We start from the raw sequence: 22,118 nt of genomic DNA, 5'->3' as shown, positions 1-22,118 counted from the left end.
GGGGCGTCCGCGAGGCCCCGGGAGTCCACTGAGGACTCCGGCGCGGGTCGCTTCGTCAGGTCCGGCGGCAGAGGGCCTTGTTGATCATGCCGGGACTGTACCGGAGGTCTTCTTCCGCACCCCGGCGAGGAACGTCTGCGCGGCCGGTTCCTGGCGCGCGGCCTGGGCGAGGATGCCGAACTGCAGCATCGTGACCACCAGCGACGTCCCGCCCGCGGACACCAGCGGCAGCGTCACGCCGGTCACCGGAAGCGCGCCCGCGACGTAGCCGATGTTGATCAGCGCCTGCGCCACCAGCAGCAACGTGGTCGTCCCGGCGACGAGCCGCACCCATGGATCGGCGACCCGCGTCGCGGTGCGCAGCCCGATCACCGCGAGGTAGCCGAACAATCCCAGCACCGCGACACAGCCGACGAACCCGAGTTCCTCGCCGACGAGCGCGAAGACGAAGTCGTTCTGGACGTCCGGCAGGTAGCTCCACTTCGCCGCGCCCCGGCCGAGCCCGACGCCGAACCAGCCGCCGTCGGCGAGCGCGTATTGCGCCTGCTGGGCCTGGTAGCCGCTGCCGCTCGCGTCGGGATTCGGCGAAAGAAAAGAAAGGATGCGCGCGAGGCGATAACTCGCGAAAAGGGCGAGCACGACGATTCCGGCGACCCCGCCCGCGAGAATGGCGGCGAACAGGCGTTTCGGCGCACCGGAGAACCACAGCAGGCCCAGGGTGATCAACGCGAGCGTGACCGTGCCGCTGAGATTCGGCTGGGCCAGCAGCAGTGCGCACAACGCGAGCGTCACCGGGATCAGCGGCACCAGCAGATGCCGCCAGTGGTGCAGCACCTTCTGCTTCGACACCAGCAAATGCGCGCCCCAGAACACCAGCGCGACCTTCGCGATTTCCACTGGCTGCAAGGTGATCGGCCCGGCGGAGAGCCAGCGTTGCGCGCCGCCGTGGTCTGAGCCCAGCGGGGTGAGCACCAGGAGCAACAGCACGAAAGCCGCGGCGAGCGCCGGGGTGGCTGCCTTGCGCATCCGGGAAAACGGGACGCGCAGGCCGATGACGAAGGCGCCCGCGCCGAGCGCGACGAACGTCAAATGCCGGAAAAAGGCTTGGTACACCCCGGTTCCGGCGGCCGGGTCGGCCGCGGCGGCCGAGGACGACAGCGCCATCACCGCGCCGAGCAGCGTCAGCAGCGCCCAAATCGCGACGATGATCCGGAACGACGCGAGCGGATGCGCGAAGAACTGTCCGATTGCGTGCCGTGCGGGTTTGCTGTCCCGTTCGGTTGGCGATTCCACAGCGGGAGTGTGTGCTGTTTCCGCACGGCGGTGGCTGACCGACTCGCCCGGGTGGCGAAAATTACCCGGCGGATTTGCGATTGGCCTCGTCGACTTCGGCCATGTGCTCTTCCGCCCACGTCCGCAGCGCCGCGAGCGCGGATTCCAGCGACGCGCCCAGCGCGGTGAGCCGGTAATGCACCCGCGGCGGCACCGTGTCCTCGACCCGCCGCGTGGCGAGCCCGTCGCGGACGAGGCTTTGCAGCGTCACCGAGAGCATTTTCTGCGACACCCCGGGGATGCGGCGGCGGAGGTCGGCGAAGCGCACCTCGCCCGGCGCGGCCTCGGCGAGGATCTTGACCGTCATCGACGTCCACTTCGTCCCGATCCGGTCGAGCAGCCGCCGCGTCGGGCAGGCCGGGTCGAACAGGTCGCCGCGGGCGGAGGGGGTCACCTCGGGCTCACCACCTGTCGGGAAAGTGCCGTCTTGGCGGCACTGCCTCAGTTACCTACCGTGTGCTGGTCACCAATGGTAACCACAGGAGGTCCGATGGACGCGGTGCGGCAGGTCGAAGCGAACGGGGTGCGGCTCAACGTCGCCGTCTCCGGGAGCGGTCCGGCGCTCGTGTTGCTGCACGGGTTCCCGCACACCTGGCAGCTGTGGAGCAAGGTCGTCCCGACCCTGGCCGAGCAGTACCGGGTCGTCGCGCCGGACCTCCGCGGCCTCGGTGCGAGCAGCCGCCCGGAAAGCGGCTTCGACGCTGGCACCGTCGCCGCTGACCTCGCGGGACTGCTCGACGCGCTGGGGGAGCCGAACGCCGACGTGGTCGCGATCGACCTGGCGGTGTCGAGTGCGCTGCTGCTCGCGCTGCGCCAGCCGGAGCGCGTGCGCCGCCTGGTGCTGATGGAGTCGCTGCCCTGGGGTTTCCCGGCGAGCCCGCCGTGGTGGTTCGGGTTCCACGCGGTGCCGGGACTGGCCGAGACTGTCCTCAATGGACACGAGGCGGAGTACGTCGGGTGGTTCCTCGACCAGGGCACGCTCGGACGCGGTGTTCCGGCAGACATCGAAGCCGCCTTCGCCCAGGCGTATACCGGCACGGAAGCGCTCCGCTGCGCCTTCGAGTACTACCGGGCGATGCCGGAAAGCGCCCGGCAGCTGACCGAAGCGGCGGCGAAGCGGCTGACCGTCCCGACGATGGCGATCGGCGCGCACCCGGTCGGCGACGCGCTGGAGCAGCAGCTCCGCCCGGTCGCCGACGACCTCGCCGGCCGCGTCCTGCCGGACTGCGGGCACCTGATCCCGCTGGACCGGCCGCGCGAGTTCCTCGATCTCCTGCTGCCGTTCCTCTCCCGGGAGATACTGGCCGGGTGTCGTTGACATCCGAGCTGGCCGACCCGCGCGGGAAGCTCGCGCGCTGGTGCGCCCGGGTCTTCACCGGCACGGCCGCGACCGCGCGCCGGGTCGAGGAGGCGACGAACGGCGTGCGCCCGGTCCGCCCCGCGCTCGCGCGTCCGCCGCGGGAGCACTGGGCCGAGATCGGCGGCGCGTTCGGCCAGCGGATCGCGGATCTGGTGCAGCCCGCGCCGCCGTACTACGCGCTGCTCGGCATCGTGCGCGCGCAGTGGGGCAGCGGCCCGTGGGCGCACGCGCAAGCCGCCCAGTACCCGACGCACGACGAGCTTCCGCCGGAGTACCGGGCGCGGGCGCTCGGCATCCGTCCGGCGGCGGCGACCTGGCTCGACCTCGGCGACGGCCTGCCGGACGGCGCGGCGCTCCCGGGCGCCGAGGCGCTGTGGGGCGAACTGCTGGGACGCGCTCGCCGGTACCAAGCCCAGCACGCCCCGCCCGGCGTGCTCGGCGGACCGGGTGCGGAGGCAGGGCTGGCGCGCACGAACTGGGTCCTGTCGGCGTGCGAGGACATCTACCGCTCCGGCCGGATCGACCCTCGGCTGGCCCGGGTCGTCGACGGCGGCGGCACGATCGCGGACCTGCGCGCGCTGCCCTCCGCCGCGCAGGTGACCGAACTGGCGGAACTAGCGAAACGCTTGCACGACAACGGTGCGCTGTGGGAATTGCGCCGGCTCGGCGGCGCTCCGCCGGAGGGCTATCCGCTCGGGATCGCCGGACCGACCATCGTCCCTGGCTGGGCCGACGGCGATCTCCTGCTCGGGAAGCTCGACCCCGAGCAGGGAATGTCGGTCGGCACGCTGCTGGACGTGAAGACCGTGCTGACCGTCGGCGATCCGGACCGGGCCGGGCGCTGGCTGTGGCAGATCCTGCTCTACGCCTGGCTCGACGTCGCCGACCTGTACCGGATCCGGGAGGTCGGGCTGCTGCTCGGACGGCACGGCAAGCTGGTCTGTTGGCCGGTCGACGAGCTGGCCGCGGAGCTGCTCGGCGGGGACGGCCTGGTCGATCACCGCCGTGACGAGTTCAGGGACATGGCGCGCGGGCTGCTCGACTCCGTCGGGCTGAGCTTGGCCGACGGCTGAACCGCGCGCTTCTTTCCCGCGCCGCGGCCCGCGAAACAGACCGCGCCCAGCACGATCACGCAGCCGACGAGCTGCAGCGCGCCCGGCCGTTCGCTCAGCAGCAGGAACCCGAAGGCGACCGCGCCGACCGGCTGCAGCAGCATCATCGTCGCGCCGGTCGAGGCCGCCAGCCGCGGCAGCGCACCGGCGATCAGCAGCCACCCGACGACCTGGCCGACGAGGGCCAGCGCGGCGAACCAGCCGAGCGACGGCAGGCTCGGGGCCAGGTCGAGGCGGCCGAACGGCAGGCCGAGGACGACCGACACGAAGCCCGCCGACACGGTGGCCAGCGACAGCGAGCGGACCTGCGTCGCGGGGCTGCTGCTGAGCCGGAGCAGCAGCAGGTAACCGGAATAGCCCGCCCCCGCGGCGAGCGCGAAAACGAGGCCCAGCACCGGGTCCGAGCCGGTCGTCGCCGAGCCGAACACGCCGCCGGCGAGCACGATCCCGGCGATCAGCGTCGGCGCGACGAACTTGAACCGCGGGTCCGGCCGCTCCTTGAGGAAGACGAACGCCAGCAGCGGCACGATCACCACCTGCACCGACAGCAGCATGGTCGCGACGCCCGCGCCGACGCGAGGGATCGCCTCGCCCCACAGGACGAAGTCGAGCCCGAGACCGAGCCCGGCCAGCAGCGGCAGCAGGATCTTCGCGCGCACGCGCGTCCGGCGCGCCTCGCTGAACGCCAGGATCGCCAGCAGCGGCAGCGCGAGCGCGCAGCGCCAGAACGCGCTGGTCGCGCCGCTGGCCCCGGAAACCTTGATGAGCACCGAAGTCAGCGCGATGCAGAGGCAGCCGGCCGCGGCCAGCAGCCGGGGATCGGCGCGGCCGGTGAGCGCGGCGATCGGACCGGCGGTCGGCAACGGAGCGGCTTCGGTGGTCATGCCTTCTATGGTGGGGGCGCTAACTATCAAGGACAAGTGAATGTTCCTGCGCGAAATTCGGTAGCATCACTACCGTGTTCAGTGTGGATCGGATGCGCGCCCTGCACGCGGTCGCGCAGCACGGCTCGGTCGCCCGCGCGGCGGCCGCGCTGCACGTCACGCCGTCCGGGGTGTCGCAGCAGCTGGCGAAGCTGGAACGGGAAGCGGGCCAGGCGCTTTTGGAGCCGCGCGGCCGGACCGTGCGGCTCACGCGCGCCGGGCAGGTGCTGGCCGGGCACGCCGAACGCGTGCTGGCCCAGCTGGCCGAAGCGCGCACGGATCTCGAACGGCTGCGCGAGGATGTGTTCGGCCCGCTGCGGATCGGGTCGATCGCGACGTGCGTGCACGCCCTGCTCCCGCCCGCTCTCGCCACGCTCACCGAGCAGCACCCGCGGCTGGACGTGACGTTGGTGGAGGGCGAGGCCGAGCAGACGCTGCCGAAGGTGCTTGCCGGGGATCTCGACGTCGCGGTGTTCGAAAGCTGGGCGGACCGGCCGACCGTGGTCCCGCCGGGCATCGCGCAGGTCACGCTGTTCTCCGACGTCGCCGATCTCGCGCTGCCCGCCACGCATCGGCTCGCGCACCGCCGCACGGTCGACCTCTCCGAGGTGGACGACGTGTCGTGGATCAGCTGGACCGGCCGTTCCGGCTGCTACGAATGGCTCGTGCACGTGCTCCGTTCGCAGGACCTGGAACCGCGGATCAGTTGCACCATCGGCAGTTACGTGACGCAGCTGGCGCTCGTCGCGGGCAACGTCGGCGCCGCGCTCGTCCCGCGGCTCGCCCGAGGACCGGTGCCCGACGGCGTCCGGATGCTCGCCACTCGGCCGGTGCTGAACCGCACGATCGTCGCCGCGTGCCGGTCCGGCGAGGAGGCGCACGGCGGGGTCCGGGCGGCGCTGGAGGCGCTCGGCGAGGCGTCGGCGACTTATGTGAATCGCTGAATCTTGTTGCGCGGCCGCCTTTTCCGGCCGGTTCGGCCCTAGAGTCGGAATCGACGAGCAGGGGAGCCGCCGATGACCGCCGAGGACGCCGCCCGGGTCTTGCGGGCCCGGCTTTCCGCCGGGCAGGTGCACACGTCCGGCCCTCAGTACGAATCGGCGGCGACGGTGTGGAACGCCGCCGTCGCCGCGCGTCCGGCGGTGGTGGTGGAATGCCGGAGCACGGCGGACGTCCAGGCCTCGGTGCGGGCCGCGCGCGAACTGGGCTTGCCGTTGTCCGTGCGCAGCGGCGGCCACGACTGGGCCGGACGCGCGGTGGCGGACGGCGGGCTCACGCTCGATCTCCGCCGGCTGAACCGGGTCGCGGTCGACGCCGGACGGCGAGCCGCGGTGGTCGGCGGCGGGGCTCAGGCCAACGAGGTGCTCGCGGCGGCGGAGGCGCACGGCCTGCTCGCGGCGGTGGGCACGATCGGCACGGTCGGGTTCGCCGGGCTCGCGCTCGGCGGTGGTTACGGGCCCTTCCTGGGCAAATACGGGCTGGCTGCGGACAATCTGCTCGGTGCCGAGATCGTCCTCGCGGACGGTGAAGTGGTGCTCGCCAACGCTTCGCGGCTGCCGGACCTGTGGTGGGCGTTGCGGGGTGGCGGCGGGAATTTCGGCGTGGTGACCGCGCTCGGCGTGCGGCTGCACGCGACGCCTGAGATCACGACCGGCCCGGTCTGGTACGCGGCGGCGGACGCGGCCCGGGTTTTCGCCGCGGTCGCCGAAATCCAGGCCGATGCGCCGGACGAACTCACTGTGCAGACGGGCGTGCTGGCCGGTGCTGACGGTTCGCTGTGCGTGCTCGCCTGGCCGACCTGGTGCGGCCCCGCGGATCCGGACAGCTTCCTGGCCCGGCTCGGGCCGCCGCTGGCCTCGCAGATCGAGACGGTCTCGTCGTACGCGGCGGAGGTCGCGCGCCGGGACGCGATGTTTCCTGGCGGGCGCTCGGTCACCATCCGCACGCGGTCGCTTCCGGCGTTCACTCCGGAGGCGGTGTCGGTGCTGGTTTCGGCCGCGGAAGCCCGGACTTCGCCGTTGTCCGGACTGTCGATCCACCACTTCCACGGCGCGGCGTCCCGGGTCCCGGTGGCGGACACGCCGTTCCCGCTGCGGGAGGACCACGTGCTGGTCGAGATCCTCGGGATGGGGGAGGGCAACGACGACCGGGCCTGGGCGGATGCCGCCTCGGCCGCGCTGGCCCCCTTCGCGTTGCCGCACGCGTACGCGAACCTGCTGGGGCCGGATCTCCCCGCGCGGAACGTCTTCGGCCCCAACTCGGCCCGGCTGCGCGACCTGAAACACCGCTACGACCCGGACGGGGTTTTCCGCGCCATCCCGCTCGGCTGAGCTCAGCCTGGTGAAAGGCTGGTGCCGGAAGGTCGGCGGATCGGCGTCGGCAGCGAAAAAATTCCCTGTTGTGACGGGATTCGCGCCGGGTCGGCGGCGCACGGACGCGGCTGTTAGGTTCGCGGACGTGACAACAAAAACGATGCGGGCGGTGGTCCACGAGGGCGCGGCGGGAGTCGGCGGGGTGCGGGTCGCGGAGGTTCCCGTGCCGCAACCCGGGCCGGGCGAGGTGCTGGTCCGGCTGAAGGCGGCCGGGCTGAACCATCGGGACCTGTTCATCGTGGACAGTCGCGGTCCGGCCGACCCGTCGACGGTCCTCGGCTCGGACGGGGCCGGAGTGGTCACCGCCGTGGGAGCGGACGCCGCCGTCGAGGCCGGCGCCGAGGTCGTCATCAACCCGTCGCTCGACTGGGCCGAGCCGGACGCGGTGCCGGAGGTCCCCGCCATTCTCGGGGTGCCGACCGATGGCACGCTCGCCGAGTACGTCGTCGTCCCGGCGGGCAACGTCGTGCCGAAGCCCGAGCACCTGAGCTGGACCGAAGCCGCCGCGCTCCCGTTGGCCGCGCTCACCGCGTACCGGGCGCTGTTCACCCGCGGCGGTCTCTCGGCGGGGGAACACGTGCTGTTGCCGGGCATCGGCAGCGGGGTCGCGACCTTCGCCCTCGCCATGGCGAAAGCCGTCGGCGCGACGGTTAGCGTCACCTCGCGCAGTCCCGAAAAGCTCGCCAGGGCAACGGAACTGGGTGCCGACCGGGCGATCGGCAGCGGCGGCGATTGGGCCGCGGAACTCGGCGAACCGGTGGACCTGGTCGTCGACAGCATCGGGTCGGCGACCTTCGACGCCTGTCTCTCCGTGCTCCGCTCCGGAGGCCGGATGGTGAGCCTCGGGGCGACCACCGGCCCGGACGTCGCACTGTCGCTGCGCAATCTTTTCTTCCGGCAGATCAGCCTGCTGGGCACTTCGATGGGCAGCGCGCGGGAATTCGCGCAGATGGTCTCGCTGGTCGCCGAACACCGCGTGCGGCCGGTGGTGCACCACGTCTACGACCTGGCCGACGGGCCGCGAGCGCTGGCCGAACTGGCGTCGGGGGACCAGTTCGGGAAGCTGGTCGTCGCGATCGGGTGACCCGCCGATGATTTTTTGTCGGTGCCGCATGGTCAACTGGGAGCACGAACCGAGGGAGGGGAACACCTGATGAGCAAGCGCTGGAATCCCGGCACGGTCGCGGCTCCGGTCGGCCGCTACAGCCACGTCGCGCAGATTCCCGCCGGGCACGAGCTGGTCGTGGTGGCCGGGCAGATCGGAGCCCGGCCGGACGGCACGCTCGCCGGGCCGGACGCCGAAGCGCAGGCGCGCGAGGCACTGGCGAACATCGAACGCGTGCTCGCCGCGGCGGGCGCCGGGCCGGAACACCTGGTGAAGGTCTTCAGCATGGTCGCCGGCACCGAGCACCTGCCCGGTTTCCGGGCGGCGACCGGCGACGTGTTCAGCCGGTGGTTCCCGGAGAGCGACTGGCCGACGCAGTCGCTGATCGTCGTGTCCGCGCTCGCGAAACCGGAGCTGGCCGTGGAAATCGAAGCGATGGCCGCGGTGCCGCGATGAGCCTGCCCGCCGAACGACAGGACTCTCAATGACCGTGTCAAGCCGCAACAGTGACCGGATTCGGTGTGTCGAGGGTGAATTCGCGGCCGTCGCGCAGCAGTGCCCAGAGCACGTCGACGAGTCGCCGGGCCAGCGCTAGGAGGGCTTGGGTATGGATGAGTCGTTCGGCGCGCTTCTTGTCGTAGAACCGCCTGGACGGGCCTTGCGTGCGCAGGCTGGACAGGGCGGCCATGTAGAAGACCCTGCGCAGGCGTCGGTTGTAGCGTTTGGGACGGCGCAGGTTTCCGCTGACACGACCGGAGTCGCGTGGCACCGGCACCAATCCGGCATAGGACGCCAAGCGGCCGGCGGTCGCGAAGGTCGCCAGGTCACCGCCGGTGCTGGCGAGAAATTCGGCGCCCAGTCCAGGGCCCATGCCGGGCAGGGACTCGATGATCCTCGCCCACGGATGTCGCCGGAATCGGGCGGTGATCAGCTTGTCGGTGTCTTTGATCTCGCGGTCGAGGTCGAGCAGCTTGCGGGCGATGCGTTTGACGAGCATCGCGGCATCGGCTTCGCCGGGCAGCACCAGGTCCTGGGCGTCGGCGGCGGCGACCGCGGTCGCGGCGGTCTTGCCGATCGCCGGACCCCATGCCTTGTTGTCGGTGAGATGGGTTGTGACACCGCCGATTCCGGCGGTGCGGATCTCGGCGGGGGTGCACATCCCGGCGACCAGGATCAGCGGGGTTCGGTTGGAGTAGTCGAACGCGGCCTCCAGAGCGGGGAAGATCGAGCCCAGCAGCGCCCGCAGCCGGTTGATCCCGGCCACCCAGTCCGACATCAGGTCGGCGCGGTAGCTGGTCAGCTGGGTCAGCGAGACCGCCAGCTCATCGGGCATCGTGACCTCGGTCAGATCCCTTCGCAGCCGGGCGGTTTCGGCGATCACCCGAGCGTCTTTGGCGTCGGTTTTTCCTTCGCCTCGGAATCCGTGGGTCATCGTGTTCACGACCCGGCCCGGCACATAGGTCACCGACTGGTCGGCAGCCAGCAGCGCCGTGATCAGCAGCAACGCCATCGGACTCGTCAAATCGATCGCCCACTGCGCCCGCTGAGCGGCCGCACTGGCACGAGCGATCAACTGCTCGATCGCGCGCTGATCATTCCCGAGTTTCTGACTGAACAGCACCTTCCCGTCGGTGTCGATCGCACACGCGTGATGCATCGATTTGCCGACATCGATCCCGACCCAGACCTCAAGGCGAATCGCCACCCATCCACTCCTGTCATTGCAGGTCACGCCCGTGGACAACCCCGCCGACAGATCCCTAAACAGCGACGACCCGCAACAGCTCTCAATCAGCGAACGGAGCGTCCAGCACGGCGGGGCAGCCAGTCCTTTCGAGCCTCGACAACAGGCAACAACCGATCAGCTACACCCCACCGCCCCGGGCATCCAGGGCACCAACCCCAGACACCCACAAACTTAGGGACATCCGATGACCGTGACCCTCGGGCCGCTGCGCGTCGACGCGGTCACCGAACTGGACCACTGGCCGTTCGCCCCGGCCGAGATGTTCCCCGCGGTGACGCCGGAACAGCTGGGGGATCACCGCGGGGATCTCGACCTGTCGATCACCACGTACCTGGTGCGCACGCCGGACCAGACCGTGCTCCTCGACGCGGGGAACGGCAACGCCAAGGAACGCCCGGTCCTGCTGGCGCACCACCAGCTCGACACGCCGTACCTGGACCGGCTGGCCGCGGTCGGCGTCGTGCCGGAGGACGTCGACGTCGTCGTGGCGACCCACCTGCACCCGGACCACTGCGGCGGCTTCACCCGGCTGGTCGACGGTTTCTGGGATCCGACCTTCCCGCGCGCCCGGTACCTGATCCCGAGCGAGGAATACGCGTGGCTCCAAGAGATCCACGCGGCGGGCCCGGAAGACGGGGTGGCCGCCGACCTGGCGCGGACGTTCGAGGACAGCGTCCTCCCGGTAGTCGAAGCGGGACTGGCGGAGCTGATCGACCTGCCGTACGAGGTGGCGGACGGCATCACCCTGCGTTCCCTGCCCGGCCACACCACCGGACACCTGATCGCCGAACTCAGCGGCGGCGGGCAGCACGCCCTGGTGAGCGGGGATGTGCTGCACCACCCGTTCCAGTTCTCGGACCTGACGCTGGCCCAGGGCGGCGACGCAGACCCCGACACCGCCGCGGAGTCCCGGCGGACGCTGTGCGAACTGGCCGTCGAACGGGACGCGCTAGTTCTGCCCGCGCACTTCTCGCCCGGGCGAATCGACCGAGACGGCGACGGTTTCCGCTACCGCCCCACCCCGTTAGGAGCCGCCTGACCTTGTGCTCGCGGGGCCGTGTCGATTTGGCGGGACCCCGTTCGACGCAGAGGCATGACTGATTACGAAGCAACCTCGACCCGGAACCTCGACCGCTACGGGAACTCCGCGCTGCCGTGGAGCCGCGCCCGCGATGTCCTCGCCGCCGACACCCCGACCGCCGACCTGACGTTCTTCGTCGCGACCGTCCGCCCGGACGGCCGCCCGCACTCGGCGGGCGTAGGCGCGGTCTGGGTGGACGACGCGCTGTACTTCGTCGGCGGACCGGGCACGCGCCGCTCCCGAAACCTCGCGGCGAACCCGGCGTGCAGCATTTCGGTCCGGCTGCGCGGCCTGGACCTGGTGCTGGAAGGCGACGCCCACCGCGTCACCGATGCCGACACCGTGGCGCGCCTGGCCGAGGTCTACCGCTCCGGCGGCTGGCCAGCGACCGCGGACGGAGACGCCTTGACGGCACCGTTCAGCGCCCCGAGCGCGGGCCCGGCGCCGTGGCACTTGTACCGGCTCTCGCTGCGTCGTGCGGTGGGGGTTGCGTCGGCGGAGCCGCATGGTGCGACGTGTTGGGAGTTCGCGGGGGAGTGATCGCGGTGGTCTGCGTCCAGGTGGCGACCGTGGCCGGGACGCTTTGACGGCGGTCCCCCGAGCGTGGCTCCGCTGCCGTGGCACTTGGACCGGCCCGGCGCGGTAGGGGGTATGTCGGCCCGAACCGCATGGCGCGACGTGCGAGGGAGGTCGTCTGCTGTTGGTTGCGACTGCCGACGGGAACGCCTTGACGGTGCAGGTCGGCGCGCCGAGTGCGGATCCGCCGCCGCGATACTCCTCCCGGTTCGCGCTGCGTCGTGCGGTGGCGGTTGCGTCGGCGGAACCACATGGCGGGGCGAGCGCGGGGGAGGTCGGCTGCCGCTGGCTGGCGACTGCGGAGGGGACGCTTTGACGGTGCTGTGCCGCGCGCCGGGCGTGGGGCCGCTGCCGTGGCACTCGTCCGGCTCGCCTTGCGGCGTGCGGTGAGGGTTGCGTCGGCGGAGCCGCACGGCGCGTCATGCGGGGGAGGAAGTGCGGTGGGATCGTCTGCCGCTTCAGCGAGCATCCCCCTGGGGGACGAGTGCGGTTGGGGATGCTGCCACCTACCGGGATTGAGTGGTCAAAGCGGCGGCAGGGGCGAACTCGCCCACCACCTGCCGCGATGACGTGGCCCGACGGAAGGCCGCGTGCCGTCGGGTGCCCAGAGCGGCAACGACGAGACCTCGGCCGATCAAGCCCGCCCGTCCGGGCCTTCCCAGTCCAGCAGCAGCTTCCGCAGATCGTCGTTCATCCGGTTCTGTTCCGCCCGCGGCAGGACGCCCAGCAGCCGGGCCTCGGTCTGTGTCTTCATTCCGAATACCTCGCGCGCCCGCGTCAGGCCCTCGTCGGTCAGGCTGACCAGGATCTGCCTGCGGTCGTCCGGGTCGATGTCGCGGCGTACCCAGCCTTTGCGTTCGAGCCCGGCCACGCGTTTGGTCACCCCGCCGGACGTCAGGCGCATGCTGTCCAGCAGCTGCCCGGCCGAAAGGCGGTACGGGGGACCGGCTCGTTTGAGCGCGCCCAGCAGTTCCACTTCCCACAGCCCGACCCCGAAGGCGTCGAATTCGCGGCGCAGTTCCGTTTCCAGCAAGCGGGCGGCGCGCAGCAGGCGGAAGCTCAGCGCCTTGCTCACCCGGTCTTCCGCGCGCACGCCGGTGATCTGCGCCATGACTCCGTCGACGTGGTCCCGCTCCGCTGGCATGGGCGAGTATTCTAACACCAGTAATTATCTTACCGGTCTCGAATCAGGACGGTCCGTGTCCCCTTCGCCCGAACCCGAACCCGATCCGCAGCGCTGGCGCGCCTTGTGGGTGTGCCTCATCGCCGGATTCATGACGCTGCTCGACGTCAGCATCGTCAACGTCGCGCTGCCCTCGATGGAGCACGGCATCGGCGCGACGCCCGCGGACGTCTCGTGGGTCGTGTCCGGGTACGCGCTCACGTTCGGCCTCGCGCTGGTGCCCTCGGGACGGCTCGGCGACGACTACGGGCGCCGCCGGATGTTCCTGCTCGGGCTGGCGTTGTTCGTGGCGACCAGCGTGCTGTGCGGCGCGGCGCAGAACGCGACCTGGCTCGTGGTCGCCCGGCTGGGGCAGGGCGTCGCGGGCGGGTTGCTGAACCCGCAGATCATCGGCCTGATGCAGCAGCTGTTCTCCGGCCGCGAGCGGGGCAAGGCGTTCGGCGCGTTCGGGGCGACGGTCGGGTTGTCCACCGCGATCGGGCCGGTGCTCGGCGGGTTGCTGATCCAGGGCATCGGCGTCGACGAGGGCTGGCGCTGGGTGTTCTACGTCAACCTCCCGATCGGCATCCTCGCGATCCTGTTCGGGCTGCGCCTGCTGCCGAAGGACGCGCGCAGCGGCCGGAAGCGGACGCCGGACCTGGTCGGCAGCGTGCTTCTCGGCGTGGCGGTCGTGCTGGTGATGCTGCCGCTGATCGAGGAAGAGGAACAGGCGGCGGCGCCGCGCTGGTGGCTGATGGGCGTCGCGGCCGGGCTGCTCGTGCTGTTCGTGCTGTGGGAACGCTGGCTCGGCAAGCGCGGCAAGCATCCGCTGGTGAACCTGAAGCTGCTGACCGTGCGCAGCTACTCGATGGGTTCCGCGCTCGGCATGGTCTATTTCGCCGGATTCACCGGGATTTTCCTGGTCTTGACGCTCTTTTTCCAGCAGGGCCTCGGCTACACGGCACTGCAGGCCGGCACCGCGATGCTCGCGTTCGCGATCGGCTCGGCGATCTCGCCGACCATCGGCGGGCGGCTCGTGCACCGGTTCGGCAGGCCGATGGTCGTGCTCGGGACGCTGCTCGTGGCGATCGGGCTCGCCGCGACCGCGTGGCTCGTCCGCGACTACTCCGGCGCGAACACCGCGTTCGTGCTGGCCGGGCCGTTGTTCGTCGGCGGGTTCGGCAGCGGGCTGGTGATTTCGCCGAACTCGACGCTCGCCCTGGAAGAGGTCCCGCCCGCGGAAGGCGGCACCGCGGCCGGCGTGCTGCAGACCGGGCAGCGGATCGGCTCGGCGGTCGGCACCGCGCTCGGCGGGTCCCTGTTCTTCGGCGAACTCGGGCGTTCGCACGGGGATTACCACTCCGCGACCGCTCTCGGGCTGATCGGCTCGACGGCGCTGGTCGGGCTCGCGTTGCTGTTCGGGGTCGTCGACGTGCTGCTTTCCCGGACCCGCAAACGCCGCCCGGCCCCGGCCCCCGCGGCGATTTCCGGTGCGGTGAGCGGTCTCGCGCCCGGGGAAACCGCGTCGGTTTCGTTGACGTCCTTGGAAACTCACGAGGTACGCCGCACCGCGACCGGCGCGGACCACAGTTTCGCCCTCGACGCCCCGGCGGGTGCTTACCTGCTGCTCGTCCAGGCAGGCGGCCGCGAGCCGGCGGCCCGCCACGTGCAGGTGGGCGCGGAACCGCTGCGCGAGGACGTCGAACTGACGCGGTCGGTCCGGCTCACCGGAACCGTGCACGCGGTCCGCGGCCCGTTCCCGGGTGCGCAGGTCGCGGTGCTGGACGCCGCGGGGCAGGTCCAGCGGGTGACCGTCACGGACGAGGCGGGCCACTACGCCGTCGACGACCTGTTCCCCGGCGAGTACACCGTCGTCGTGACCGGATACCAGCCGGTCGCGGAACCGCTTCAGCTGACGACCGAGGGCCCGGCCCGCTTCGACCCGTTGCTGAGGCTGGTTTCCGCGGACAAGAGTTAGTCGGACGCGAGCGCCAGTATCGCCAGGGCCTGGTCTCGCATGGCGACGTCCAGGAACGTCCCGTCCGCGAGCGCGATCGCCCCGACCCCGGCTTGCGTAGCACCGTCCATTCGGGACAGTACCTCCCGGGCCCGCGCCACTTCCTCGGCGGTCGGCAGGAAAGCCGCGCGGATCGTCGGCAACTGCACCGGGTGGATCGCCGTCCGGCCCCGGAAGCCGAGGGCTCGTCCGGCTCGGCAGCTTTCCGCCAGGCCTTCGAGGTCCCGGACGTTCGCGTACACCGACATCGCGGGCGGCGGCAGGCGCGCGGCGCGGGCGGCGTTCACGATCCGGCTGCGGGCCCACGTAAGCCCGGCTTCGTCGGCGAGCCGCAGGTCGGAGCGCAGGTCCGCCTCGCCCAGGCCGAGCGACGCCGTCTGCGAGGAGGCGAGTGCGATCTCCAGCGCCCGTTCCACCCCGAGCGCCGACTCGATCAGCGGGTGCAATTCCCGCCCTGGCAAGGCATCGGCGTGCGAGCGGACGTCGAGCGAACTTTCGACCTTCGGCAGCCGCGCGCCCACCCATGTCGGCAGTTCGGCGACTGCGGCCACGTCCGCTGCGTGCCACGGCGTGTCCGGATGGTTGATCCGCACTTGCACCGGTCGCGAAGCGGGTACGTCGGCCAAGAGCCGCATCGCGTTGTCTCGTGCGGCGTCCTTCTGCGCGGGGGCGACGGCGTCTTCCAGGTCGACCAGGACGACGTCGGCGTCGGACGCGAGGGCTTTGGCGACGCGGTCGGGCCGGTCGGCGGGGACGTAGAGCAGGGTCAACGCGGGGGTCATACCGCTCCCTCCGCCCGCAGTTCGGCGATACGTGCCGCGGGGAAGCCGAGCGAGCTGAGCACCTCGTCGGTGTCCGCGCCGTGCGGTCGGCCGGTGAAACCGATGACCCCGTCGTTGTCCGACAACCGGAACAGCGGGCCCTGCATCAACGTCGTGCCCAGCTCCGGGTCCTCGATCTCGTGGATCGTGCCCAGCGCGCGGAACTGCGGATCCGCGACGATGTCGGCCGCGTCGTAGATCGGGGCGACCGCGGCCTGCGCCTTCTCGAAGGCCGCCACGACCTCGTCGCGCGTGTGTTGTGTGATCCAGCCGCCGACGGCCTCGTCCAGTTCGTCCGCGTGCGCGGCCCGGTCGGCGCCGGTCGCGAACCACGGTTCGTCGGCCAGTTCCGGGCGTCCGACCAGCCGCACCACGCGTTCCGCGATGGACTGCGCGGACGTCGACACTGCCACCCATTGGCCGTCGCTCGTGCGGTAAGTGTTGCGCGGAGCGTTGTTCGTGGACCGGTTGCCGGTGCGCGGCTGAACTGTCCCGAGCTGGTCCCATCGCGTGATCTGCGGGCCGAGCATGGCGAGAATCGGTTCGATGATCGCGACGTCCACGACCTGGCCGCGCCCGGTGGCGGTCCGGCCGGCCAGCGCGACCATGATCGCGTACGCGGTGGCCAGCGACGCGACCCCGTCGGCGAGCCCGAACGGCGGCAGCGTCGGCGGTCCGTCCGGTTCGCCGGTGGCCGCGGCGAACCCGCTCATCGCCTCGGCGAGCGTGCCGAAGCCGGGACGCGGGGAGTACGGCCCGAACTGGCCGAATCCGGTCACCCGCGCGAGCACCAGCCCCGGATTGCGGGCGGACAGCTCCTCGTACCCGAGCCCCCAGCGTTCGAGCGTGCCCGGCCGGAAGTTCTCGATCACCACGTCCGCGGTCGCGGCGAGCGCCAGGAACACCTCGCGCCCGCCGTCGCTGCTCAGGTTCGCCGTGACGGTGCGTTTGTTGCGCCCCAACGTCTTCCACCACAGGTTGACGTCGCCCTTGGCCACCCCGTGCGTGCGCGACGGGTCCGGTCGGGTCGGGTGCTCGACCTTGATCACCTCGGCACCCATGTCTCCGAGGTGCATCGCGGCCATCGGCCCGGCGAACAACGTCGACGCGTCCACCACCCGCAGCCCGGCCAGCGCCCCGGCGGACGCGTCCCTCGACACGGTCATCGCGGCACGTCCCACGCACAGCGGAACCCGACGGTCGCGCCGCGAGCCAGCCCCAGCCCGGGAAGCAGCAGCTTGACGCTGTACTCCGGCGCGTGGCGGCCGCCTTCGACGTACCACTCGGAACCCTCGGCGCGGTAATCGCTGCCGCCCTTGAGCATCACGAATCGGGTCCTCCCGTCGGAATGTTCGCTTTCGGTCCAGTTCCACACCGCGGGCGTCCCGCGCCGCAGTCCGCCGGTCTCCCCGGCGAGCTGCCATTCGTCCTCGGTCGGCAACCGGCCGCCGCGCCACGCGCAGTACGCGCGGGCGTCGTCGAGATCCACGAAGGTCACCGGCTCGTCCTCGGCAGCGGGCCGGCCGTCGGCCCAATGCGCGAGGAACCGGTGCGGCTCGACCGGCCGATACCCCGTAGCGGCAAGGAATTCCGCGAACTGCCCATTGGTCACCTCGGTCGCGGCAACGGCGACCGGCGACGCCAGCGAACCGTCCCGCTGCAGCGTCCGGGCGTCGTGCAGCCGCGGCGGCAGCGGCTTCCACTCGTCCACATACGGCGCGCCCTGGTACATCCCGGTCTCGCGGCCGCGGTACCGGACCGTCAGCACATACGGCCCGGCAGGCACCACGATCGCGTCGTCGTCCGGCACACCGCTCGAGGGCTGCGGCTCGACCCGCGCCGCGAGCCGGTGCGGGAAGCGAGCATCCGGATCGTGCGGCAAGGTCGCCACTTGGGGGAGCCACGACGGCTCCGCCGCACCGTCGGCGACCCGCAGCAGCGCCGAAATCCCGCGCGCAGGCACCCGCCCGTCGGCGAACAGATCGATCACCGGCCCGTCGACCACCGGCCCGAGATAGTCCGAGGCGCCCCGGTTCACCACTGTCCACAGTGTCCAGTCGCCGAGTTCCCAGCGCGAGGCATACACCCCAGCGGCTTCGGCCTCCGGCGTCAGGGGAGCCAACGGCGTCCACTCGCCCTTGCGCAGCAGGTCACCGGCGGCACGCTGCACCGTCACCATCCGCCGCACGGTCGCCGCGTCGCGTCGCGACCAGCCGACCCACACGCCGAACACGACTTCCCAGACCATCACGCCGACGCCGTTGAGCCACGCCGACTGCAGTTCCTCAGTGTGGTCCCGGTGCCATCGCCGCACGTGGTGCTGCATGTGCCGCCGTTCGTACCAGTGCGAACGCAGCACGCCCGGCACCGGCGAATCGGCGAAGAACTGCGCCCACGACGCCGAATGGTCCTCGATCCGCTCGACCGGCAGCTTCGATTCGCCCTCCAGCACGACCCCGGGACGCGCGCGTTCGAGCTGCTCGACCAGCGCCGGATCCGCCTTCTTCAACGTGTCCAGGAAGACGCCGTCCGCGCCGAAATCGGCCAGGACCGCGGACAATTCCGTGGCGTCGTCTTTGCCCCGGCGCGTGCCGACGTCCCACGGGTTGTAGTCCACGAACACCCGCGTGCCCGCCGAATGGAACGTCTCGACCAGCTCGCGGAGACCGGGCACGTCGCGGTAGAAGTCCCACTGGTTGCGGTCGTCGAGCCCGATCACCGGGTACGCGTGCCACAGCACGACCGCGTCGAGCCCGCCGAACCGCTGGTGCGCGTCGGCGAGGAACCGTTCCGGCGTGAACCGGTGCTCCTCGAACGAATACAGCAACTCGTCCCACAGCCATACCTGCGCGACGGTGTGGCATCCGGCGGCCCACGCGGCTTCCGGCCGGGCGTAGGCGCGGCCGTGGTAGTTGTGCCGTTCGTGCGCGTCGGCACGCCATTGGTGCAGCCGCGCCCGCCATTCCTCGCGGTCGGCGGGGTCCGCCGGGCCGACGAAGATCTTGGCTTCGTCCAGCGCGACCAGCTGCTCGGGCGAGAGCGGCGCGCCGAGCGGGACCTCGGTCGGCCGGTCGATCGGGCGCGGGACGAGCGGGTCGAACACGTACGTCATCGGGCGTTTCCTCCGGCAGCGAACTCGGCGACCTCCGCGGCGGTCGGCACGGCGGACTGCGCACCGGGCCGGGTGACCGCGAGCGCGGCGGCGGCTCCGGCGCGTTCGGCGGCTTCGCGGAGCGGACGTCCCTCGGCGAGAGCCGCCGCGAGCACGCCGCAGAACGTATCCCCAGCGCCAGTGGTGTCCACAGGGGACACCCGAAAACCGGGCAGCTGCACGATTTCCTGGTCAGCGACCACACACCCGGCCGCCCCGAGCGTGATCACTACCGCGGGCGCGCGCTTCTGGAGCGTCCGAGCCAATTCCTCCGGCGTACCCGGTATCCCGGCCAAGTCGGCCGCTTCGTGCTCGTTGACGACCAGCACGTCCAGATCGAGCTCCGGCAGCGGCCGGGACGGCGCGGCATTGAGCACCATCCGGGCACCGGACCGCCGGGCCGCGGCGGCAGCGGTCACGGCTTCGAGCGGAATCTCCAGCTGCGCGAGCACGACGTCCGCCGCGGCGATCCGCTCCAGCTGCGCCTCGCCGAGCGAGAGCCGCGCATTGGCTCCGGGCGCGACCACAATGGAGTTCTCGCCGTCCGGCGAGACCATGATGAACGCGGTCCCGGTCGCACTGTCCACTCGCGACACCAAATCGGTCCGCACCCCGGCGTTCGTCAACGACGCCAATAGAAGGTCCGCACCATCGTCGGAACCGAATGCCCCGAGGAAGGTCGTTTCCGCGCCACCGGCGAGCGCCGCGGCCACCGCCTGATTGGCTCCCTTGCCTCCCGGACTCCGCCGAAGATCGCCGCCGAGGACGGTCTCGCCCCCGTGCGGCTGCCGCGGCACGTCGACCACCAGATCGACATTCGCCGACCCGACCACGACCACTCGCCCAGTCATCGCACCGCCCGAGCCGTCCGCGCGGCGAGGTCGGTGATCCGCTGCTCGCCGCCGGGCAGCGACGTCGCGATCCGGTTGTCGAGCGGCTTCGTCCACTGCTCGCCGATCCCGTCCACGCCCACCAGGGCGCCGACCACCCCGCCGACCGTCGCCGCCGCCGAATCGGTGTCCCAGCCAGCCGTGACCGCGAGCGAGATGCTCTTCCCGAAGTCGCCATCGCCGCGGGCCAGCGCATACGCGATCACCGCGGCGTTGTTGAGCACGTGCACCCAATGCAGGTCGCCGTACCGGGCGTGCAACCGGTCCAGCCCGTCGTCGTAAGCCGCCGCCTCGCGGCCGAATCGCACCGCTGAGGCCAACCGGCTGCTCGGCGGCAGAACGGTTTCCGCCGCGTCGAGGACATTGTGGACGGAGTCGCACACCATCGCCGCCGACGCGAGCGCAGCGGCCCACATCGCGCCGTAGATCCCGTTGCGGGTGTGGCTGAGCCGCGCGTCGGCCCACGCGAGCCGCGCCGCGCCGCGGACGTCGCCGGGGGAGACCCAGCCGAAGACGTCGGTCCGGATCAACGCGCCGATCCACTCGCGGAACGGGTTGAGGTGCGTCGCGGTCTCCGGCACCGGGCGCGCGTCCAGCAGGTTCCGGTACGCGGCGCGCTCGGCGGTGAACACCCGTCCGGCGGGCAGCTGTTCCAGCCAGAGCTGCGCGACGTCGTCGGTGGTGAACTCGCGGCCGTGCCGTTCCAGCAGCGTCAGGGCGAGGATCGGGTAGTTGAGGTCGTCGTCCTCCGGCATCCCGGAGATGTTCTCCTCCAGGGATGTCGGCGCCGACCGCCGGTTCCACGGCCACCGCGCGGCGACGTCGTCCGGAAGCCCGGCCGCGGTGAACCACCGGTCCAGCGGCCAGCGTCCGGTCGCGCGCAGGATCTCCTCGATGCCCTCGCGCGGAATCTTCTCGACCGGCTTGCCGAGCAGGCATCCCGCCGCCCGGCCGGTCCACGCGCCGAGCGTGCGGTCAGCCGCGGACGAGGGGAGGACCGGCGCGGCCGGGAGCAGCGCGGCGATCTCGTCCCAGCCGTCCGGCTCGTGCGGCGCGGCCGGAGCGGGGAGCGCGGCCAGTTCGTCCAGCAGCGTCCGGGCCAGCGCCCGCAACGCTGGGGGCGCCGGCCGCGGCCCTGCTCCGCTCACGGCGGGCACCGGATCGCCGCCGGCGGCGATCCAGCGCTCCCGCACCGAGGCGACGTCCTTGCCCTCCGCAGCGGACTGGACGAACTCGTGCGCGAGCAGGTCTTCGGGCTGGGCCCAGGTCAGCCTCATGCCGCGGCCAGCGCGTCGAGGGCGGCGAGCCGCGCCTGGGCCCGCGCGCGGTCGGCCTTGACGATGTCCGTCGCGGCCGACGCGAGCAGCCGCCCGGTCTCGCGCAGATCCGTCTTGCTGGCCTCGCCGATCGGATCGATCCATTCGTCCGGCACCGAGGCCGCCCCGCCGAGCCCGGCGCAGAGCGCGCCCGCCATCGACGCGATCGAATCCGCGTCCCGGCCGTAGTTCACCGAGGCCAGCACCGCGCCGCGGTAGTCGCCCTGGTGGCCCAGCACGAATCCCAGCGCGGCAGGCAATTCCTCGATCGCCTTGGTCCGCGACGGCCGCCGCGCGTCCATCGACATCTGCCGGTACTCCGGCCCGACCGAATCGAACGGAGCGACCACTTCGCGGATTTTCCGCGCGAGCGCACGCTCCTCGTCGTCCGTCTTGGGCGCGGCGTGCCACCTCTGGAAGGCTTCGACCACCGCCTGCAGCGCCGCCAAAGTCCCGTCGTGCGCCACCGACAGCGCCGCCTGCACGACGTCGCCGATCGAGGCGCCCGGCGCGACCGAAGCGGCGACCATCGCGGCCAGCACCCCGGCGGCCTCCCGGCCGTAGCTCGACTGGTGCGGCGCGGTCAGGTCGATCGCCTCGGCGTACGCGGCGTGCGGATCGCCCGGGTTCACCACGCCGACCGGCGGGATGTACATCGCCGCGCCGCAGTTCACGATGTTGCCGACGCCCGCCTCGCGCGGGTCGACGTGCCCGTAGTGCAGCTTCGCGACGATCCACTTCTCGGCGAGGAACACCCGCTGCAGCAGCAGCGCCGTCGACTCCAGCTCCGGCACCCAGCGCGGTTCGCCGATCATCAGCGGGACCAGGTCCTCGGCCATCGCGTACGCGTCGAGGTGCGCGCGGCGTTTCGCGTACACCTCCACGATCGCGCGGGTCATCAAGGTGTCGTCGGTGATGTGCCCGTCGCCCTTGTGGTACGGCGCGATCGGGCGCGCGTCGCGCCAGTTCGGGTACCACGGGCCGACGATCCCGGTCACCCGGCCGCCGTGGCGCTCCTCGATCTGCTCGGGCGTCCACCCTTCGGTCGCGCCGCCGAGCGCGTCCCCCACTGCCGCGCCGGTGATCACTGCCACCGCGCGGTCCTCCAGCCAGGTCACCGGCTTGCGTCCCTTCGTTGCCCGGCGCGGGCAGT

The 22,118-nt window shown here is 71.7% G+C and carries 20 protein-coding genes; 9 read left to right on the top strand and 11 right to left on the bottom strand.

The window, feature by feature from the left end; genetic code table 11:
• Positions 1-84 precede the first annotated feature (84 nt).
• Both ftsW and CU254_RS20960 read right to left on the bottom strand, forming a co-directional pair.
• Positions 85-1,293 (bottom strand): putative lipid II flippase FtsW, encoded by a 1,209-nt coding sequence (gene ftsW / locus CU254_RS20965; protein WP_009079134.1) that lies wholly within the window; start codon positions 1,291-1,293, stop codon positions 85-87.
• Between the two features lie 61 nt (positions 1,294-1,354).
• A complete protein-coding gene (locus CU254_RS20960; protein WP_009079132.1) occupies positions 1,355-1,726 on the bottom strand; it encodes a helix-turn-helix domain-containing protein in 372 nt (123 codons plus the stop codon).
• A 96-nt stretch (positions 1,727-1,822) separates the two neighbouring features.
• On the opposite strand from CU254_RS20960, the gene CU254_RS20955 reads away from it, so the two are divergent.
• Positions 1,823-2,650: an alpha/beta fold hydrolase gene (locus tag CU254_RS20955; RefSeq protein ID WP_009079130.1), complete on the top strand. Its 828-nt coding sequence runs from the start codon at positions 1,823-1,825 to the stop codon at positions 2,648-2,650.
• Complete coding sequence (locus CU254_RS20950; RefSeq protein WP_100266839.1) at positions 2,641-3,765, top strand: hypothetical protein; 1,125 nt, start codon at positions 2,641-2,643, stop codon at positions 3,763-3,765. Before CU254_RS20955 ends, CU254_RS20950 begins: the two co-directional genes overlap by 10 nt.
• On the opposite strand, the gene CU254_RS20945 is transcribed toward CU254_RS20950, so the two are convergent.
• Entirely contained in the window at positions 3,690-4,688 is a 999-nt protein-coding gene (locus tag CU254_RS20945; RefSeq protein ID WP_037714333.1) for a DMT family transporter, read from the bottom strand. The genes CU254_RS20950 and CU254_RS20945 overlap by 76 nt on opposite strands.
• A gap of 92 nt (positions 4,689-4,780) precedes the next feature.
• Here CU254_RS20945 and CU254_RS20940 point away from each other — a divergent pair, with 92 nt between their 5' ends.
• The 4 genes from CU254_RS20940 to CU254_RS20925 all read left to right on the top strand — a co-directional run bounded on the left by CU254_RS20940 (position 4,781) and on the right by CU254_RS20925 (position 8,660).
• Positions 4,781-5,671, top strand: a complete 891-nt coding sequence (locus CU254_RS20940) for a LysR substrate-binding domain-containing protein (protein WP_369871182.1) — start codon at positions 4,781-4,783, stop codon at positions 5,669-5,671.
• A gap of 72 nt (positions 5,672-5,743) precedes the next feature.
• The gene (locus tag CU254_RS20935; RefSeq protein ID WP_009079122.1) at positions 5,744-7,057 is read left to right on the top strand and encodes an FAD-binding protein; all 1,314 of its coding nucleotides are present in this window, start codon (positions 5,744-5,746) and stop codon (positions 7,055-7,057) included.
• Between the two features lie 127 nt (positions 7,058-7,184).
• Positions 7,185-8,183, top strand: coding sequence for a zinc-binding dehydrogenase (locus CU254_RS20930; protein ID WP_199785945.1), 999 nt, complete (start codon positions 7,185-7,187; stop codon positions 8,181-8,183).
• Positions 8,184-8,252: 69 nt separating this feature from the next.
• Complete coding sequence (locus tag CU254_RS20925) at positions 8,253-8,660, top strand: RidA family protein (RefSeq protein ID WP_009079119.1); 408 nt, start codon at positions 8,253-8,255, stop codon at positions 8,658-8,660.
• 37 nt (positions 8,661-8,697) lie between these two features.
• On the opposite strand, the gene CU254_RS20920 is transcribed toward CU254_RS20925, so the two are convergent.
• Positions 8,698-9,909, bottom strand: a complete 1,212-nt coding sequence (locus CU254_RS20920; protein ID WP_009076656.1) for an IS110 family transposase — start codon at positions 9,907-9,909, stop codon at positions 8,698-8,700.
• A 226-nt stretch (positions 9,910-10,135) separates the two neighbouring features.
• Here CU254_RS20920 and CU254_RS20915 point away from each other — a divergent pair, with 226 nt between their 5' ends.
• Together CU254_RS20915 and CU254_RS20910 are read left to right on the top strand one after the other, a co-directional pair.
• Positions 10,136-10,990, top strand: a complete 855-nt coding sequence (locus CU254_RS20915) for an MBL fold metallo-hydrolase (RefSeq protein WP_009079115.1) — start codon at positions 10,136-10,138, stop codon at positions 10,988-10,990.
• 54 nt (positions 10,991-11,044) lie between these two features.
• The gene (locus CU254_RS20910; RefSeq protein WP_009079113.1) at positions 11,045-11,572 is read left to right on the top strand and encodes a pyridoxamine 5'-phosphate oxidase family protein; all 528 of its coding nucleotides are present in this window, start codon (positions 11,045-11,047) and stop codon (positions 11,570-11,572) included.
• Positions 11,573-12,242: 670 nt separating this feature from the next.
• Here CU254_RS20910 and CU254_RS20905 read toward each other — a convergent pair.
• Positions 12,243-12,752: a MarR family winged helix-turn-helix transcriptional regulator gene (locus CU254_RS20905; RefSeq protein ID WP_037714330.1), complete on the bottom strand. Its 510-nt coding sequence runs from the start codon at positions 12,750-12,752 to the stop codon at positions 12,243-12,245.
• Positions 12,753-12,807: 55 nt separating this feature from the next.
• On the opposite strand from CU254_RS20905, the gene CU254_RS20900 reads away from it, so the two are divergent.
• Complete coding sequence (locus CU254_RS20900) at positions 12,808-14,748, top strand: MFS transporter (protein WP_009079110.1); 1,941 nt, start codon at positions 12,808-12,810, stop codon at positions 14,746-14,748.
• Here CU254_RS20900 and CU254_RS20895 read toward each other — a convergent pair.
• The 6 genes from CU254_RS20895 to CU254_RS20870 are packed head-to-tail and all read right to left on the bottom strand — an operon-like array spanning position 14,745 to position 22,083.
• Entirely contained in the window at positions 14,745-15,569 is an 825-nt protein-coding gene (locus CU254_RS20895; protein WP_009079108.1) for a CoA ester lyase, read from the bottom strand. The genes CU254_RS20900 and CU254_RS20895 overlap by 4 nt on opposite strands.
• Entirely contained in the window at positions 15,566-16,774 is a 1,209-nt protein-coding gene (locus CU254_RS20890) for a CaiB/BaiF CoA-transferase family protein (protein ID WP_009079106.1), read from the bottom strand. Before CU254_RS20890 ends, CU254_RS20895 begins: the two co-directional genes overlap by 4 nt.
• Positions 16,771-18,720 (bottom strand): SUMF1/EgtB/PvdO family nonheme iron enzyme, encoded by a 1,950-nt coding sequence (locus tag CU254_RS20885; RefSeq protein WP_009079104.1) that lies wholly within the window; start codon positions 18,718-18,720, stop codon positions 16,771-16,773. Before CU254_RS20885 ends, CU254_RS20890 begins: the two co-directional genes overlap by 4 nt.
• Complete coding sequence (locus CU254_RS20880) at positions 18,717-19,610, bottom strand: ribokinase (protein ID WP_009079102.1); 894 nt, start codon at positions 19,608-19,610, stop codon at positions 18,717-18,719. Before CU254_RS20880 ends, CU254_RS20885 begins: the two co-directional genes overlap by 4 nt.
• Positions 19,607-20,926: an ADP-ribosylglycohydrolase family protein gene (locus CU254_RS20875; RefSeq protein ID WP_100266837.1), complete on the bottom strand. Its 1,320-nt coding sequence runs from the start codon at positions 20,924-20,926 to the stop codon at positions 19,607-19,609. Before CU254_RS20875 ends, CU254_RS20880 begins: the two co-directional genes overlap by 4 nt.
• The gene (locus CU254_RS20870; protein ID WP_009079098.1) at positions 20,923-22,083 is read right to left on the bottom strand and encodes an ADP-ribosylglycohydrolase family protein; all 1,161 of its coding nucleotides are present in this window, start codon (positions 22,081-22,083) and stop codon (positions 20,923-20,925) included. The genes CU254_RS20875 and CU254_RS20870 overlap by 4 nt, the downstream gene beginning before the upstream one ends.
• Positions 22,084-22,118 lie beyond the last annotated feature (35 nt).

The organism is Amycolatopsis sp. AA4 (genome assembly GCF_002796545.1).
Classification (GTDB): Bacteria; Actinomycetota; Actinomycetes; order Mycobacteriales; family Pseudonocardiaceae; genus Amycolatopsis.
The sequence above is the reverse complement of the archived record's forward strand: the minus strand, read 5'-3'. Positions and strand labels throughout refer to the sequence as shown.

Bases quoted from the DNA above. Each gene is read 5' to 3' on its own strand.
- CU254_RS20955 (WP_009079130.1), top strand. From the start codon at position 1,823: ATGGACGCGGTGCGGCAGGTCGAAGCGAACGGGGTGCGGCTCAACGTC.
- CU254_RS20945 (WP_037714333.1), bottom strand. From the start codon at position 4,688: ATGACCACCGAAGCCGCTCCGTTGCCGACCGCCGGTCCGATCGCCGCG.
- CU254_RS20940 (WP_369871182.1), top strand. From the start codon at position 4,781: ATGCGCGCCCTGCACGCGGTCGCGCAGCACGGCTCGGTCGCCCGCGCG.
- CU254_RS20935 (WP_009079122.1), top strand. From the start codon at position 5,744: ATGACCGCCGAGGACGCCGCCCGGGTCTTGCGGGCCCGGCTTTCCGCC.
- CU254_RS20925 (WP_009079119.1), top strand. From the start codon at position 8,253: ATGAGCAAGCGCTGGAATCCCGGCACGGTCGCGGCTCCGGTCGGCCGC.
- CU254_RS20915 (WP_009079115.1), top strand. From the start codon at position 10,136: ATGACCGTGACCCTCGGGCCGCTGCGCGTCGACGCGGTCACCGAACTG.
- CU254_RS20910 (WP_009079113.1), top strand. From the start codon at position 11,045: ATGACTGATTACGAAGCAACCTCGACCCGGAACCTCGACCGCTACGGG.
- CU254_RS20905 (WP_037714330.1), bottom strand. From the start codon at position 12,752: ATGCCAGCGGAGCGGGACCACGTCGACGGAGTCATGGCGCAGATCACC.
- CU254_RS20895 (WP_009079108.1), bottom strand. From the start codon at position 15,569: ATGACCCCCGCGTTGACCCTGCTCTACGTCCCCGCCGACCGGCCCGAC.
- CU254_RS20890 (WP_009079106.1), bottom strand. From the start codon at position 16,774: ATGACCGTGTCGAGGGACGCGTCCGCCGGGGCGCTGGCCGGGCTGCGG.
- CU254_RS20885 (WP_009079104.1), bottom strand. From the start codon at position 18,720: ATGACGTACGTGTTCGACCCGCTCGTCCCGCGCCCGATCGACCGGCCG.
- CU254_RS20880 (WP_009079102.1), bottom strand. From the start codon at position 19,610: ATGACTGGGCGAGTGGTCGTGGTCGGGTCGGCGAATGTCGATCTGGTG.
- CU254_RS20875 (WP_100266837.1), bottom strand. From the start codon at position 20,926: ATGAGGCTGACCTGGGCCCAGCCCGAAGACCTGCTCGCGCACGAGTTC.